Below are 15,760 nucleotides of genomic sequence, written 5' to 3' on the forward strand. Positions count from 1 at the left end.
TCAGTTCCCGTAGGCCGCTGCCGCTTCGGCCTCCAGCTTCGCCTGCGTCCCCGCGATGTCCTTCGGGTTCTTCAGGAAGTCCTGGAGGATCTTCCACTCGCCCTTGCCGGGCGTGCCGCCGAAGGCCTGCGGGGCCTGGTCGGACATGTCGAAGCGGAAGTCGTCACCGGCGTCGATCAGCGCCTTGGCGATCTTCTGCTGCACCGCGTTCGGGTACGCGGAGTTCGGCACGTTCTTGTTCGGCGAGAGGTAACCGCCCAGCTTGGCCTGGATCTGCGCCGCGTCGGGCGAGGCGAGCCAGGTGGCCAGGGCCTGCGACCCCTTGGAGTCCTGGAGGATCACGGCCGCGTCGCCGCCCGAGACCACCGGTCCGTTGTCACCGACCGCCGGGAACGGGAACACCTTCGCGTCCGTGCCGATCTTCATGCTGGAGGGGATGTTGACCTGCGCGAAGTCACCCGCGGCCACCATGGCGGCCTTGGGCTGGTCCCCACCGGTGAAGACCTGTGTGACGGACGCCGGGAAGTCGGTCTGCAACGCCCCGTTCGCCCCGCCCGCGATCCAGTCCGGCTTGCCCCAGACCTGCGCCAGCGTGGTCAGCGCGTCCTTCACGGACGGGTCGGTCCACTTGATCTCGTGCTTGGCCAGCTGGTCGTACTTCTCCGGCCCGGCCTGCGAGAGGTACACGTTCTCGAACCAGTCGGTCAGCGTCCAGCCCTCGGCGCCGCCGACGGAGAACGGGGTGACACCGGAGTCGGAGACCGTCTGCGCGGTGTTGAGCAGATCCGGCCAGGTCTCGGGCTCACTCGCCCCGGCGTTCTCGAAGACCTGGTTGTTGTACCAGATCAGGGACTTGTTGGCGGCCTTGTAGTAGACGCCGTACTGCTTGCCGCCCACCTTGCCGATGTTCTGCCAGCCCTGCGAGTAGTTCTCGCCGAGCTCCTTGGCCGCGTCGGAGCCCAGCGGCTTCGCCCAGCCCCTGTCGACGGCCTGCTTGATGGCGCCCGGCTGGGGCAGCATCGCGATGTCCGGCGGCTGCCCACCGGCCACCTTCGAGCCGATGAAGTTGATGATCGGGTCCTGGGCGGGCACGAACGTCACCTTGGCGCCCGTGCGCTTCTCGAACTCCGCCAGGACCTTCTTGAAGTTGGCCTGTTCCGTACCGCTCCACACGGCGGCGATCTCCAGGCTCGTCCCGTCCAGCTTGGGAAGGTTGACGCTGCTGGCGGTCTCCTCGCTGTCGCCCGTGCTTCCACTGGTGTCCTTGTCGCTGCCTCCGCAGGCGGAGAGCGAGAGCGCGAGCGCTCCCGCGGCGACGGCGGCCGCGGCCCTGGCGGCTCTGCGGTGCTGGGGGGTCGCCTTGTCCCGCTCGGGCGACCAGCGTGTCCGGATGGTGCTGCTCGTCATGCGCATGACTGCCCCGTTCTTCGTTCCTCGTCGAACGTCGAGCGCGCTCCCGTGCGATCTGGTCTACGCCCGGGTGTGCGGGGGCGGCAAGATGGCATCGGCTGTCAAGCGGGGGATCGTGACTCCCTCGTGACCAGGGACGCGGCTTCAGGACGCCGGTGGGGCCGGCGGCCGTCCCTGGTTACAGGAGCGACGGCACCTTCGCCGCCGCGACCTCCCGTGCCGCCCTTTCCAGCGCGCTGGCCAACAGTGCCAGGTCGGTGGGCCCGTTTCCGAGCTCCCGCACCGGACGGCGGGCCGGAGGGTCACCCATGCGGTGCCATTCCAGGGGCACGACCGTGGGGCGCAGCGTCGCCGTCCGGGGAATCCGGCCGGTGACCCGGCCGCCCTGGAACGGGGTGACCCGCCCGTCCGCACCGGTCAGCCTGCCCCGCCCCGGGGCCGGTTCCTCCGGGCCCTCGACCGGCGTGTCCAGCGCGACCCGGAGGGTGGCCCGGCGCACCGGTTCCGTCTCCGCCGTACGGGCGCACGGGCCCGTGGCCGCCACCAGATGGACGCCGAGCCGCTCGCCCTCCCGGGCGACGGCCTCCAGCGCCCGCATCACCGAACCGGCCGCCGGCCGCCCGGTCGAACCGAGCGCCGGGGAGACCAGCGCGTCCAGATCGTCGACGACCACCACGAGCCGGGGGAGCGGGGGCGCGGCCGCCTCCGTCTGCCGCCGGGCAGCGCCGGGCCGCAGCCGAACGGTGGCACTGGACGGGGAGTCGAGGTCGCCGGAGCCTTGCGACGCTGCCGCCTCGGCCGGGGCACCGCCCCGCCCCTTCGCCGTGCGCTGGGCGACCATGCGGCCCGACAGCTCGCGCCCGGTGTGCCACTCGGCGAAGTCGGACCGCCCGAGCAGCTCGGCACGCCGCTTCAGCTCGGCGCTCAGCGACTGCGCGAACTCCCGCATCCGCACCGGATCGTGGGCCATCAGCAGGGTGGTGACATGCGGTACGTCCGTACACACCCGCAGACCCTCGCCGTGCCCGCCGCCCGCGCCCGGGCCGCCCCGGCCGTCGACCAGCACGATGCCGAGGCGGTCCGGCCGCTCGGCGGCGGCCAGGGACGCGACGATCGACCGCAGCAGCTCCGTACGGCCGCTGCCCGGCGGGCCCTCGATCAGCAGATGCGGCCCCTGGGCGGCGAGGTCGGCGCAGACCGGGCCGCGCGGTCCGGCGCCCAGCACCGCGCGCACCCGCCCGCCCAGCGCGTCGGCGTCGTCGGCCGCGTCCGCCCAGCGGGCCATCAGCGACGCAGGGGTGGCCCGGGCCAGGCCCAGCTCGTCCAGCAGCCGGGCCGCCTGCGGCAGGGGTGCGGAGACACGCGGCGGGCGGTCGCTCGCCGGGCCGTCCGTCCGCAGCGGCGCCAGCGCCCGCGCGAACCGCTCGGCCCAGGCCGCGGAGACGGCGTCGACGGTGGCGACGGTGCCGTGCCCGACGGGCGCGGCCGGAGCGCCGTCGCCCCCGACCCGGGCCACGCGCATCAGCCGCAGGGCCGTCGCCACGTCCCCGCTGAGCAGCGCGACCGCGCCGCACTGCCGGAAGGTCGGCGTCACCGAGCAGGCCGCCTCGTACGTCTCCGTCACCGGCGAGGCCGGGGAGGCGGCGGCCGTCTCGGCCAGGCAGACCACGTGGATCCCGGCCCGGGGGCCCTCCAGGGCCAGTCGCGCCACGGCGCCCCGCAGGTCGGCACCGCCGGGATCGCCGTCCACGACGAGCACCGTGTACGGACCGCCGAAGGGACCGGCCTGGCCGGCGGCGGGGGCGTCCTCGCGGGCCCAGGAGGGACGGCGGGGCGCCGGGACGGAGGCGCTCGGGGACGAGCCGGTACCCGTGGGCGTGGCGCCACCGAGTGCCGGGACATCCGCCGGCTTCGGGGCGGTCGCCGCGGCGCCGCCCGGAACCGCCTCCGCGAGGTGGTCCTCCAGGCGGCGTGTGAGCTCGTCGGTGCGGGCCGCGGCCTGTTCGCGGTCGTAGGCCAGGAGCAGCCGGCAGTCCTGCCCGTGCCCCGGGCGGACGTGCGGCAGCCAGCCCAGCCAGGACCACTCGGCCGTGCGCTCCTCCAGGGAGCGGGAGCGGTCCGCGGCGATCAGGACGATCTCCAGCGAGTCGGGGGAGTGCAGCGCGGTGAGCTGGGCCAGCACGGCACGGGCCAGCCCGGACAGCCGCGCCCGCGGCCCGGCCAGGCCCAGGGCGCCGACCTCGCGCAGCCCGGCGGTCACGGGGACGGCGGGCAGCAGGCCCGAGCCGTCCGGCGCCGCCCGGTCGGCCGTACCGAGCCGCACGGCGAGTGCCTCCGGGTGCCCGGGGCCGCGCTCCCACAGCCGGGGACCGGGCCCCAGCGCGGTCAGCAACAGGGTGGCCGGGTCGGGCCAGGTCTCCGGCGCGGCCGGCACGACGACCGGGGGCCGCTCCGCCGCGACCTCGGCGACGACCGGCTCCTCCTCGTACACGCCATGGGGGTCGGCCGCCTGCTCGCCGCGTCCTCCTCCGGCCAGCCGTCGGGCCCACGCTCCGATACCGCCGCGCTTGCGGGTGCCGGGGGGCACGTCGGTGCCGCGCAGGGGGGTGCCTTTGCGTCCCTGTCCTACCTGTCCGGCCTGTTCGTCCGCGAGGGCCGGGTCACCGGCACCGTCCCGGCCTCCGGGGCGGGACCCGCCGCCAGCGGCCCCGGCGTCGTACGCCGTCCCGGCGCCGACCGGGCCGGACCCGGCGAACGCCCCGGCCCCGAACCGTCCGGCATGCGTGTCCCCGGCGCCGCCGCCCGGCCGGGCGGCGTGCGCCTGGGCACCCTCGTGCGCGCGGGGGTGTGTTCCGCGTGTGCCCTGTGCTCCCTGTGCTCCCTGCGCTCCCTGCGTTCCATGTGTTTCGGAGGCGGCCCGCGTGTCGCCGGGGGCGCGGGGGGTGCCGGGGGTGCCGGACCACGATCCACCGCTCCCCGCCGACGGCCCCCCGCTCCGGTTGTCCGCCGGGTGGGCCCCCCGGGTGGTCGCCTCGCCCCGGTGGTCTCCTCCGGGTGCCGTGCCACCCGGGTCTCGGGGTGGGACCTGGCTCCGGGTGCCGCCCGGCCGGGCCTCGGCACCGGTGCCCCGGGAGTGGCTCTCGCCCCGGCCGTCTCCCGCGTAGGCCGCGTCTCCGGCGCCCCGGGCCGGCCCCCGGCTGCTGCCGGACCGGGCCTCACCGGCGCCCGGCGAAGGCGCATCGCCCCGGCCGTCTCCCGCGCGGGCCGCGTCCTCGTCCCCCCGGGTCGGCACACGGCTCCAGCCGCCCCCGGTGCCCGGGGAGGGCGCCCCGCCCCGGGTCTCCTTGGCGTAGGTCGCGGCCCCGGGCGGCACCTGGTTCCGGCTGCCGCCCGCAGGGGTCCGGTCGGCGCCCGCGTGGGTCCGGTCGGCGCCCGCGTCTTTCGTCTCGATGCGCGGTGCCCCACCCTGCCCCGGCACCACGGCCGGGTCGGCGGAACCACTCCCCGAAGGGCCCGGCGCGCCCCAGGGCGCCGAGCCGGGGGAATGATGCGTGGGGCCCGAGGGCCGGGCCGGGCCCGGCTCCGTCCCGCGCGCGGGGCGTTCCGCCTCGTCCGCGGCGGGCCCGGGCACGCGCACGTGCCCCTCCCCGTCCGGGGTCGTCTCCACCCGGCCGCCCCCGGGTCCCCCGGCGGGAGCCAGCCGCAGGGCCGACTCGCCGATCCGCAGCAGCGCGCCCGGCGCGAGGGGGACCGCCCGGCCGCCCACCCGGGCGCCGTTCACCGTCGTGCCGTTCGTGGAGTCCAGGTCGGCGACCGCGACACGCCCGTCCGCGCTCACCGTCACCGCGCAGTGCAGCCGGGAGACGTCCGGGTCGTCCAGCGGCACGTCCGCGTCGGCGGAGCGGCCGATGCGGATCTCACCGCCGTGCAGCAGGTGGACGCCACCGGCGTCGGGACCGGCGACGACCTGGAGCTGGGCCGGGGCGTCCTCCAGCTCGGGGTGCGGCTCGGGCTCCCCGGGGGCGCCCACGGCCAGCACGGCACCGTCGGTCAGCGGGGGCTCGCCGAGCGTGCAGCGCTGGACGTCCAGCCGCTGCTCCCCGGCGTACAGCACCGGCGTGCCCGAGCCGTCACCGCCGTGGACCACCTGGGCGAGCGCGGACGCCACCGCCGCCAGTGCCGTACCGGCGGGTGCGGTGACCAGCACGTCGCTGCGCGGGGCGCGGTCCCGCGCCGGCGCCGACGGGCCCAGCGGATCTACGACGGTCAGCCGGATCTGCATCGCCGTCAGCGGTCCCTTCTGCCCGGGCGCGGAGTCCCCCGCCCCGCCCCGGCACGTCGGCCAGTACTGCACGCATCCTCGCACCTGCCACTGACACCGCGCCCCTCTCTCAGGAAAGAGTGATCTTGATTGGTCGGCTCTGCCCGCAAAAGTGCCTGAGAGAAGACCCACGGGTGACCGCTTGGGATCGGTCACGTTCGTTCCCGGCAACCACAAGACCGAGGTCAGCGTCTTTCCTTCGAACGACTGTGAGAGCGGATACGTAGGGCCCACAGAAAGACGACACTCCGGTCCTCGGCCGCCCGGCACTACAGTGGTTCGGACAGGCCAGCAGGCAAGGCAAGCACCAGGGAGCGCATGACGTGCGGCCGGTAGGCAGCAAGTACCTGCTCGAGGAGCCGCTCGGACGCGGCGCCACGGGCACCGTCTGGCGAGCCCGCCAGCGCGAGACGGCGGGCGCCGAGGCGGCCGTGCCCGGACAGCCCGGCGAGACCGTCGCCATCAAGGTCCTCAAGGAGGAGCTGGCCGGCGACCCCGACATCGTCATGCGGTTCCTGCGCGAGCGGTCCGTCCTGCTCCGGCTCACCCACCCCAACATCGTCCGGGTCCGCGACCTGGTCGTCGAGGGCGAGCTGCTGGCCTTGGTCATGGACCTCGTCGAGGGCCCGGACCTGCACCGCTACCTGCGCGAGAACGGGCCGTTCACCCCGGTCGCCGCCGCCCTGCTCACCGCCCAGATCGCCGACGCGCTCGCCGCCAGCCACGCCGACGGCGTCGTCCACCGCGACCTCAAGCCGGCCAACGTCCTGCTCCAGCAGTACGACGGGCGGATGCACCCGCTGCTGACCGACTTCGGCATCGCCCGCCTGGCCGACTCGCCGGGGCTGACCCGCACCCAGGAGTTCGTCGGCACGCCCGCCTATGTCGCGCCCGAGTCCGCCGAGGGCCGCCCGCAGACCTCCGCCGTCGACATCTACGGCGCCGGCATCCTGCTCTACGAGCTGGTCACCGGTCGGCCGCCGTTCTCCGGAAGCTCCGCCCTGGAGGTGCTGCACCAGCACCTGAGCGCCGAGCCGCGCCGCCCCTCCACCGTCCCCGAGCCGCTGTGGACGGTCATCGAGCGCTGCCTGCGCAAGAACCCCGACGAGCGCCCCAGCGCCGAGAACCTCGCCCGCGGTCTGCGCGTCGTCGCCGAGGGCATCGGCGTGCACGCGAACTCCGCGCAGATCGCCGCGGCCGAGGGCGTCGGCGCGCTCCTGGTGCCCGACCCGGCGCCCGCGCCGGTGCCGGACACGCCCGGCGCCGCCGATCCCACCCAGGTCCTCCCGCAGGGGGCCGGCGCGTACGACCCGAACGCCGCGACCAGCGTGCTGCCGCACACCGGCGGCCCGGCCGGCGCCGCCGATCCCACCGCCGTCCTGCCGCACCGGGGCGCGGCCGACCCGACCGCCGTGATGCCGCCGGTCCCGCCGGGCTCGCCCGGCCACCCCGGACAGCAGGGGCAGCAGGGCGGCCCCGAGGACCCGCACCCCTGGCAGAACCAGCTGCGGGCGGCCCGCGACCGCAACGAGCAGACGCAGGTCCAGTACCTCGACCCGGACCAGGACCCGCTGCGCCGCCGCCCCCAGCGCCAGGTGGCCCGGCCGCAGCAGCAGCCCCCGCGCCGCCAGGCGCCCCCGCCCGGCCCCGGCTACGGCTACCCGAACCAGCAGCAGCCCCAGCCGCAGCAGTACGCCCCCCAGCCGCCTCAGCCGCAGCGGCCCCAGCCGCCGCAGCGCTACACCCCGCCCGCGCCGCCGGCCCAGCCCCAGCAGCCGCAGCGGCCCCAGCGCGAGCCCCGGCAGCCCCGGCAGCGCAGCGCCAACCCGATGCGGATCCCCGGGCTCGGCTGCCTGAAGGGCTGTCTGTTCACGATCGTCATCCTGTTCGTCGCGGGCTGGCTGATCTGGGAGCTGAGCCCCCTCCAGGAGTGGATCGGCACCACCCAGGGCTACTGGGACCAGCTCACCGACTGGTTCGGCACCGTGACCGGCTGGCTCGAGAAGCTCGGCGGAAGCGGTTCCGGCACGAACTGACCGGAACCGCCCCGCGGGGTTGGTGATTTGTCGACACCTGGCGGGTGATTTCCACCTCCCAGGTGAAGGTTGGCTCTTCGGACGCGTAGTTTTAGCGACAACACGCGTCGGTAGGAGCAGCCTTGGCACGGAAGATCGGCAGCCGGTACACCGCCCACCAGATCCTGGGGCGGGGCAGCGCCGGCACGGTGTGGCTGGGCGAGGGCCCCGAGGGCCCCGTCGCCATCAAGCTGCTGCGCGAGGACCTCGCGTCGGACCAGGAGCTCGTCGGGCGCTTCGTGCAGGAGCGCACGGCGCTGCTCGGCCTGGAGCACCCGCACGTGGTGTCGGTGCGCGACCTGGTCGTCGACGGCAACGACCTGGCCCTGGTCATGGACCTCGTCCGCGGCACGGACCTGCGCACCCGCCTGGACCGGGACCGGCGGCTGGCCCCCGAGGCGGCCGTCGCCATCGCCGCCGACATCGCCGACGGACTGGCGGCCGCCCACGCCGCGGGTGTCGTGCACCGGGACGTCAAGCCGGAGAACGTCCTGCTGGACATGCAGGGCCCGCTCGGCCCCGGCGGCTCCCACCGCGCGCTGCTGACCGACTTCGGCGTGGCCAAGCTCATCGACACCCCGCGCCGGACCAAGGCCACGAAGATCATCGGCACTCCGGACTACCTCGCCCCGGAGATCGTCGAGGGCCTGCCCCCGCGCGCCTCCGTCGACATCTACGCGCTCGCCACGGTCCTCTACGAGCTGCTCGCGGGCTTCACCCCGTTCGGCGGCGGCCACCCCGGCGCGGTCCTGCGCCGGCACGTCACGGAGACGGTCGTCCCGCTGCCCGGCATCCCGGACGAGCTGTGGCAGCTGCTGGTGCAGTGCCTGGCCAAGGCCCCGGCCTCGCGGCTGCGGGCCTCGGAGCTCGGGGCCCGGCTGCGGGAGCTGCTGCCGATGCTGGCGGGCATGCCCCCGCTGGAGGTGGACGAGCCCGACACCGAGTCCGCCGAGGAGGCCGACCGCGAGGAGCAGCCCGCCGGGCCGGCACCGGCCCGGGAGCGGGTCCGGCGGCGGGGCGCGGTGCCGCTGGTGCCGGGCGCGAAGCCGGCCGACTCCAACCGGGACACCCACACCTCGATGCGCGTCCCCGCGCCCGACGAGCTGGCCGGCGGCGCCCACGGCACCGCCCGGGCCCCCCGTGCCCCGGGCGCCCCCCGTCCTGGCTCGGCCCGCAACCGCGCGGCGACCCGGCGCCGCCGGATGGCGCTCGGGGCGGGCGCGGTCGCCCTGGCGGCGGCGATCGGGGTCGGCGCCTGGCTCACCACCTCGGGCGACGACGACAGCGCCCCTCCCCAGGACACCAGGAACTCGGCGCCCCAGGCCCCCTGAGCCGCCGTCTCCGGCCGCCCGGCGATGGCCGCCGGGCGGAGCCGTTACGCTGGAGGGCGTGGCAGTCGTCGACGTATCCGAAGAGCTCAAGTCCCTCTCCTCGACCATGGAGTCGATCGAGGCCGTTCTGGACCTCGAGAAGCTGAGGGCAGACATCGCCGTGCTCGAGGAGCAGGCGGCCGCGCCGTCCCTCTGGGACAACCCCGATGAGGCGCAGAAGATCACCAGCAAGCTGTCCCACCTCCAGGCCGAGGTGCGCAAGGCCGAGGCCCTGCGCGGTCGCATCGACGACCTGGCGGTTCTCTTCGAGATGGCCGAGGAGGAGGACGACCCGGACACCCGCGCCGAGGCCGAGTCCGAGCTCACCGCCGTCAAGAAGGCGCTGGACGAGATGGAGGTCCGCACCCTCCTGTCCGGCGAGTACGACTCCCGTGAGGCCCTGGTGAACATCCGCGCCGAGGCCGGTGGCGTCGACGCCGCCGACTTCGCCGAGAAGCTCCAGCGCATGTACCTGCGCTGGGCCGAGCAGCGCGGCTACAAGACCGAGATCTACGAGACCTCGTACGCGGAGGAGGCCGGCATCAAGTCGACCACCTTCGCCGTCCAGGCGCCCTACGCCTACGGCACGCTCTCCGTCGAGCAGGGCACGCACCGGCTGGTGCGCATCTCGCCCTTCGACAACCAGGGCCGGCGCCAGACCTCCTTCGCGGGCGTCGAGATCCTGCCGGTGGTCGAGCAGACCGACCACATCGAGATCGACGAGTCCGAACTGCGCGTGGACGTGTACCGCTCGTCCGGCCCCGGCGGCCAGGGCGTCAACACCACCGACTCCGCGGTGCGGTTGACCCACCTTCCCACCGGCATCGTCGTCTCCTGCCAGAACGAGCGCTCGCAGATCCAGAACAAGGCGACCGCCATGAACGTTCTCCAGGCGAAGCTGCTGGAGCGGCAGCGCCAGGAGGAGCGGGCCAAGATGGACGCCCTCAAGGACGGCGGCAGCTCCTGGGGCAACCAGATGCGTTCCTACGTCCTGCACCCGTACCAGATGGTCAAGGACCTGCGCACCGAGTTCGAGGTCGGCAACCCCGAGGCCGTGTTCAACGGCGAGATCGACGGCTTCATCGAGGCCGGAATTCGCTGGCGCAAGCAGCAGGAGAAGTAAGTTTGTCGACAAGGCAACTGCCGCCCGCGGGGCGGTAGTTGCCTTTTCTGTGCCCACATGTCTGGGTTTTACGTCACACTCACAGACTCAGACTCCCGGCATAGCCCCCGTAGTTGGACATGGCGGCTGCAAACGGCCTTGACGTGCACTTGAAAAGTGGGAAGGGTGAAGCGCGGCATGCGTGTCTCTGGGGCGCATGTGAACCGGGGGGCCCTTCACCGTGGCTTTTCCCGTCGAGCACAGCCCCGAGCGCTGCCTAATGACGATGAGCTACTGGGGGTAGCAACCACATGACGAAGAAGACGCGGATCCGTGTCGCGCGGATAGCGGCCGGTGCCGTGATCGCCGCCGGTGCCTCGCTGACCGCCGCCGGTGCCGCATCCGCCGCGGAGACCGAGGACTGCCTGCTCGGCATCCTGTGCGCCGACGAGTCCCCGGCCCCGACGCCGACGGACCCGCCGACCGAGGTCCCGACCGACCCGCCGACCGAGGTCCCGACGGATCCGCCGTCCACCGACGTGCCCACCGAGGAGCCGACCGAGCCCACGGAGGAGCCCACCGAGCCGACCGAGGACCCGACCGTCGCCCCGAGCGACCCGGGCAACGGCACCGGCGGCGGCAACGGCGGCGGCAACGGTGGCGGCGACGCCAACGGCGGCAACAACGGCGGTGGCAACAACGGCGGGGGCAACAACACCGACCCCGACGGCGGCACCTCGCCGCAGGAGGAGGGCTCCTCGGCCCTCACCGAGATCGGCTCGGACTCCACCCCGGCCCCGCAGGCGCAGGCGCAGGGCAAGGGTGAGGAGCTCGCCGAGACGGGTGCCGCCCAGACCACCTTCCTGGTGGTCGGCGCCGCCACGATGATCGCCGGCGGTGTCGGCTTCCGTCTGCTGCCGCGTCTCGTGGGCGGCCGCGGCGGGGCTGCCGTCTGACGGTGGCCGCGTCCGTACGGACCGTGCACACAGCGCACGCCGAGGGCCCGGAGCGTTTCGCTCCGGGCCCTCGGCCCATGTCCGGAGGCGGGCGGGCCGCCCTCGCCCTTACGCGGTCTGGTGCGCCAGCAGGGCCACCGCCGCGATCAGCACCGTCAGCAGCGCGATCAGAGCCGTCGGGCTGATATTCGCGAGGAAGCTCTCCTGCTGAAGCCGCTCGCGGTTCGCGCGGCACACGGGGCAGCGGCCCTCGTTCACGGGGGACGCGCAGTTCGCGCACACCAGCCGGTCGTACGTCATGCGCTTGCCCTCCTTGCGCCGGTTCCACGAGTCCAACGTCCGTGGGAGTGGGAATGTTCCCCCCTCCACTTTGCCAGGTTCCGTCGCCCGTCGCGCGGCTGCGCGTTTTCTGTGGTGGTACGCACAGTCTGCCCGCGCCCCGCCGCGCTCGGAACAAAACGGCACATCCACGGCGCAACCACGGTCGGTGACTGCGGTGCCCTACCCGGTTCGCGTATGGTCACGCTCATCTACCCCCGGCGACCCGTGGTGCATCCGTGATCCGATTCGACAATGTCTCCAAGGTCTACCCCAAGCAGACCCGCCCCGCCCTCAGGGATGTCTCCCTGGAGGTCGAGAAGGGCGAGTTCGTCTTCCTCGTGGGGTCCTCCGGCTCCGGAAAGTCCACCTTCCTGCGGCTGATCCTCCGCGAGGAGCGGTGCAGTCACGGTCAGGTGCACGTTCTGGGCAAGGACCTCGCCCGCCTCTCCAACTGGAAGGTCCCGCAGATGCGGCGCCAGCTGGGGACGGTGTTCCAGGACTTCCGCCTGCTGCCGAACAAGACGGTCGGCGAGAACGTCGCCTTCGCGCAGGAGGTCATCGGCAAGTCGCGCGGCGAGATCCGCAAGTCCGTGCCGCAGGTGCTCGACCTCGTCGGGCTCGGCGGCAAGGAGGACCGGATGCCCGGCGAGCTGTCCGGTGGTGAGCAGCAGCGCGTCGCCATCGCGCGGGCCTTCGTCAACCGGCCCAAGCTGCTCATCGCCGACGAGCCCACCGGCAACCTCGACCCGCAGACCTCCGTCGGCATCATGAAGCTGCTCGACCGCATCAACCGGACGGGCACGACCGTGGTGATGGCCACGCACGACCAGAACATCGTCGACCAGATGCGCAAGCGCGTCATCGAACTGGAGAAGGGCCGCCTCGTCCGCGACCAGGCCCGCGGTGTCTACGGCTACCAGCACTGATACCGCACCCGAGATCCACGGAAAGGCATAACCCGTCGCCATGCGCGCCCAGTTCGTCCTGTCGGAGATCGGAGTCGGTCTCCGCCGCAACCTGACGATGACCTTCGCCGTCGTCGTCTCCGTCGCCCTGTCGCTCGCCCTGTTCGGCGGGTCGCTCCTGATGAGCGACCAGGTCAACACCATGAAGGGCTACTGGTACGACAAGGTCAACGTCTCGATCTTCCTCTGCAACAAGAGCGACGCCGAGTCCGACCCCAACTGCGCCAAGGGCGCGGTGACCGACGACCAGAAGAAGCAGATCAAGGCCGACCTCGACAAGATGGACGTCGTCCAGGCCGTCACGTACGAGTCGCAGGACCAGGCGTACAAGCACTACAAGGAGCAGTTCGGCGACTCCCCGCTCGCCAGCTCCCTCACGCCGGACCAGATGCAGGAGTCGTACCGCATCAAGCTGAAGGACCCGGAGAAGTACCAGGTCATCGCCACCGCCTTCAACGGCCGGGACGGCGTGCAGTCCGTGCAGGACCAGAAGGGCATCCTGGACAACCTCTTCAAGCTGCTGAACGGCATGAACTGGGCCGCCCGCGCGGTGATGGCGCTGATGCTGGTCGTCGCGCTGATGCTGATCGTCAACACCGTGCGCGTCTCGGCGTTCAGCCGACGGCGTGAGACCGGCATCATGCGGCTGGTCGGCGCCTCCGGTTTCTACATCCAGGCGCCGTTCATCATGGAGGCCGCGGTCGCCGGACTCATCGGCGGCACCCTCGCGTGCGCCTTCCTGCTGATCGCCCGGTACTTCCTCATCGACCACGGACTGGCCCTGGCCGACCAGCTGACACTGATCAACTTCATCGGCTGGGACGCCGTCCTCACCAAGCTGCCGCTCATCCTCGCCACGAGCCTTCTGATGCCCGCGTTGGCCGCGTTCTTCGCGCTGCGCAAGTACTTGAAGGTGTGACGCATGCCAAGAGGGGCCGTACGGTCAACCGGCCGTGCGGCCCTTCCCCTTGTCCTAGACTCACCGGCATGTCAGGTCGTGACCCGTTCTGTCAGCCCCGTCGCATCCGCCGCGGGGCCGCCCTGACCTTGGTGTTCGCGAGCGTGCTCGTCGCCGGTGCGGCCACGGGGGCGTTGCCGCGGGACGACCGGAACTCCGCCCCGGACGAGGTCCGTTCGGCCGGTGCGGCAGGGCGCCAGGCGGACGTCGCCCGGGCGGCCGAGGAGGCCATGGCCGACGGCAAGTCCCCGATGGAGGCCGCGAAGCGCGCCGTCAGCCGCAGCGGGGACCGCTGGGGGGCCGTCTACTCCCGGGGCGAGTACGAGGAGTTCGAGGAGGCGCTCGACGGCCAGTACACCGGCGTGGGCCTGTGGGCCCGCAGCGAGCGGGACGGCCGTATCGAGGTGACGAAGGTGCGCGCCGGCTCGCCCGCGGCCACCGCCGGAATCCGCCCCGGGGACCTGCTGCGCAGCGTCGACGGCGAGCGGACCGACGGGCGGCCCGTCACCGAGGTGGTCTCCTTACTGCGCGGGGACGCCACCGACGCCACCGCGGGCACCACCGTCCGCCTCGGACTGGAGCGCGGCACGCGCGCGTGGACCCGGACCCTGCGCCGGGCCCAGCTGTCCACGGACTCCGTCACCGTCCGGGAACTCTCCGGCCCGGTGACCGTCATCAAGGTCGCCACCTTCACCAAGCACTCCGGCCACCAGGTCCGCGACGCCGTCCGGCGGGCCCCGTCCGGCGCCGGGATCGTCCTCGATCTGCGCGGCAATTCCGGCGGCCTGGTCACCGAGGCCGTGACCGCCGCCTCCGCCTTCCTCGACGGCGGTCTGGTCGCCACCTACGACATCGACGGCAAGCAGCGGGTTCTGCACGCCGAGCCCGGCGGCGACACCACGAAACCCCTGGTCACCCTCGTCGACGGCGGCACGATGAGCGCGGCCGAGCTGCTCACCGGTGCCGTGCAGGACCGGGGACGGGCGCTCGTCGTGGGCTCCCGCACCTTCGGCAAGGGCTCGGTCCAGATGCCGAGCCGGCTGCCCGACGGCTCCGTCGCGGAACTGACCGTCGGGCATTACCGCACCCCCTCCGGCCGCGCGGTCGACGGCCGGGGCATCACGCCCGACCTGGAGACCGACGAGGACGCCCTCCAGCGGGCCCGGGCCGTGCTGCGGGGCCTGGCGAGCCCCTCGTAATCGACTTTCCGCAGGGCCCCTCCGTAGTGCGAAAATGGTCGGCACTATGGCTAAGGAAAAAGGGCGCAAGCTGATCGCGCAGCACAAGAAGGCGCGGCACGACTACCTCATCATCGACACCTACGAGGCCGGTCTGGTCCTCACCGGGACCGAGGTGAAGTCCCTGCGCCAGGGACGGGCGTCGCTGGTCGACGGCTTCGTGCAGCTCGAAGGGCACGAGGCGTGGCTGTACAACGTGCACGTGCCGGAGTACAGCCAGGGCACGTGGACCAACCACAGCGCCCGGCGCAAGCGGAAGCTGCTGCTGCACCGCGCCGAGATCGACAAGCTGGAGTCGAAGTCGGCGGACACGGGCCACACCATCGTGCCGCTCGCGCTGTACTTCAAGGACGGCCGGGCCAAGGTCGAGATCGCGCTGGCGAAGGGCAAGAAGGAGTACGACAAGCGCCAGGCGCTCCGGGAGAAGCAGGACCGGCGGGAGACCGAGCGGGCGATCTCGGCGGTGCGGCGCAAGCAGCGCGGGGCGTAGGGAATGCGCTGGCACCGACCTGCGTTGGTCACGTACGATGGTGCGTGCACCCCACGGCGGGTGCGGGCCCCTCTGCCGGAGGGGATTGTCAACACAACATGGGGATGATCGGTTTCGACAGCGGCTGTCGAAGCAGGGGAAGCGTGTCGAGGAAGCGGCAATGATCTCGTAAACCATATGTCGCAAAAAATAATCGCCAACACCAAGCGCGATTCCCAGTCCTTCGCCCTCGCTGCCTGATAAGCAGTGACTGAAGGACCCTAAATGGGTGTCAGCCCGGGAGTGTTCCCGGCCCGGATCCTGGCATAATCTAGGGAACTAAACCATCGAGCCCGGTCACGGGGTTCGATGGGAAACCAAACAGTGACTGGGCCCGTCGGCGACTTGTTCGCGTGATTGCCGGGGCCGAGAAAATCACAGCGAACTGCACACGGAGAAGCCCTGATTCTGCACCGTTGGACGCGGGTTCGATTCCCGCCATCTCCACTCATCCCATGTGGGCAAAGGCCCCGTCGCTTTCGAGCGGCGGGGCCTTTGTCATGGGCCGTCGTCGA

Annotated in this window: 11 protein-coding genes and 1 other RNA gene; 9 read left to right on the forward strand and 3 right to left on the reverse strand. The window is 72.9% G+C overall.

Annotated features, from left to right (window positions below; all coding sequences use genetic code 11):
* Both AC0665_RS04975 and AC0665_RS04980 read right to left on the reverse strand, forming a co-directional pair.
* Positions 1-1,413, reverse strand: a complete 1,413-nt coding sequence (locus AC0665_RS04975) for an ABC transporter substrate-binding protein (protein WP_468409701.1) — start codon at positions 1,411-1,413, stop codon at positions 1-3.
* A 175-nt stretch (positions 1,414-1,588) separates the two neighbouring features.
* Positions 1,589-5,692 carry an FHA domain-containing protein gene (locus AC0665_RS04980; RefSeq protein ID WP_478704707.1) on the reverse strand — a complete coding sequence of 1,368 codons (4,104 nt, stop codon included), beginning with the start codon at positions 5,690-5,692 and terminating at the stop codon, positions 1,589-1,591.
* A 362-nt stretch (positions 5,693-6,054) separates the two neighbouring features.
* On the opposite strand from AC0665_RS04980, the gene AC0665_RS04985 reads away from it, so the two are divergent.
* The 4 genes from AC0665_RS04985 to AC0665_RS05000 all read left to right on the forward strand — a co-directional run bounded on the left by AC0665_RS04985 (position 6,055) and on the right by AC0665_RS05000 (position 11,234).
* Entirely contained in the window at positions 6,055-7,767 is a 1,713-nt protein-coding gene (locus AC0665_RS04985) for a serine/threonine-protein kinase (RefSeq protein WP_468633233.1), read from the forward strand.
* 122 nt (positions 7,768-7,889) lie between these two features.
* Positions 7,890-9,137: a serine/threonine-protein kinase gene (locus AC0665_RS04990; RefSeq protein ID WP_468409697.1), complete on the forward strand. Its 1,248-nt coding sequence runs from the start codon at positions 7,890-7,892 to the stop codon at positions 9,135-9,137.
* 58 nt (positions 9,138-9,195) lie between these two features.
* Positions 9,196-10,299 (forward strand): peptide chain release factor 2, encoded by a 1,104-nt coding sequence (gene prfB, locus AC0665_RS04995; RefSeq protein WP_363122204.1) that lies wholly within the window; start codon positions 9,196-9,198, stop codon positions 10,297-10,299.
* 290 nt (positions 10,300-10,589) lie between these two features.
* The gene (locus tag AC0665_RS05000) at positions 10,590-11,234 is read left to right on the forward strand and encodes an LPXTG cell wall anchor domain-containing protein (RefSeq protein ID WP_478601856.1); all 645 of its coding nucleotides are present in this window, start codon (positions 10,590-10,592) and stop codon (positions 11,232-11,234) included.
* Positions 11,235-11,342: 108 nt separating this feature from the next.
* On the opposite strand, the gene AC0665_RS05005 is transcribed toward AC0665_RS05000, so the two are convergent.
* Positions 11,343-11,534 carry a hypothetical protein gene (locus AC0665_RS05005; protein WP_363122202.1) on the reverse strand — a complete coding sequence of 64 codons (192 nt, stop codon included), beginning with the start codon at positions 11,532-11,534 and terminating at the stop codon, positions 11,343-11,345.
* 257 nt (positions 11,535-11,791) lie between these two features.
* Here AC0665_RS05005 and ftsE point away from each other — a divergent pair, with 257 nt between their 5' ends.
* From ftsE to ssrA, 5 genes are all read left to right on the forward strand, one after another.
* Complete coding sequence (ftsE, locus tag AC0665_RS05010; RefSeq protein WP_003990615.1) at positions 11,792-12,481, forward strand: cell division ATP-binding protein FtsE; 690 nt, start codon at positions 11,792-11,794, stop codon at positions 12,479-12,481.
* Positions 12,482-12,521: 40 nt separating this feature from the next.
* Positions 12,522-13,439, forward strand: a complete 918-nt coding sequence (ftsX, locus tag AC0665_RS05015; RefSeq protein ID WP_363122201.1) for a permease-like cell division protein FtsX — start codon at positions 12,522-12,524, stop codon at positions 13,437-13,439.
* Positions 13,440-13,507: 68 nt separating this feature from the next.
* Complete coding sequence (locus AC0665_RS05020; protein ID WP_468633240.1) at positions 13,508-14,677, forward strand: S41 family peptidase; 1,170 nt, start codon at positions 13,508-13,510, stop codon at positions 14,675-14,677.
* A gap of 46 nt (positions 14,678-14,723) precedes the next feature.
* Complete coding sequence (gene smpB / locus AC0665_RS05025) at positions 14,724-15,206, forward strand: SsrA-binding protein SmpB (protein WP_468409690.1); 483 nt, start codon at positions 14,724-14,726, stop codon at positions 15,204-15,206.
* 100 nt (positions 15,207-15,306) lie between these two features.
* Positions 15,307-15,695, forward strand: a transfer-messenger RNA (tmRNA) gene (ssrA, locus tag AC0665_RS05030).
* Positions 15,696-15,760: the final 65 nt, after the last annotated feature.

This window comes from Streptomyces sp. NPDC043685 (genome assembly GCF_056436585.1).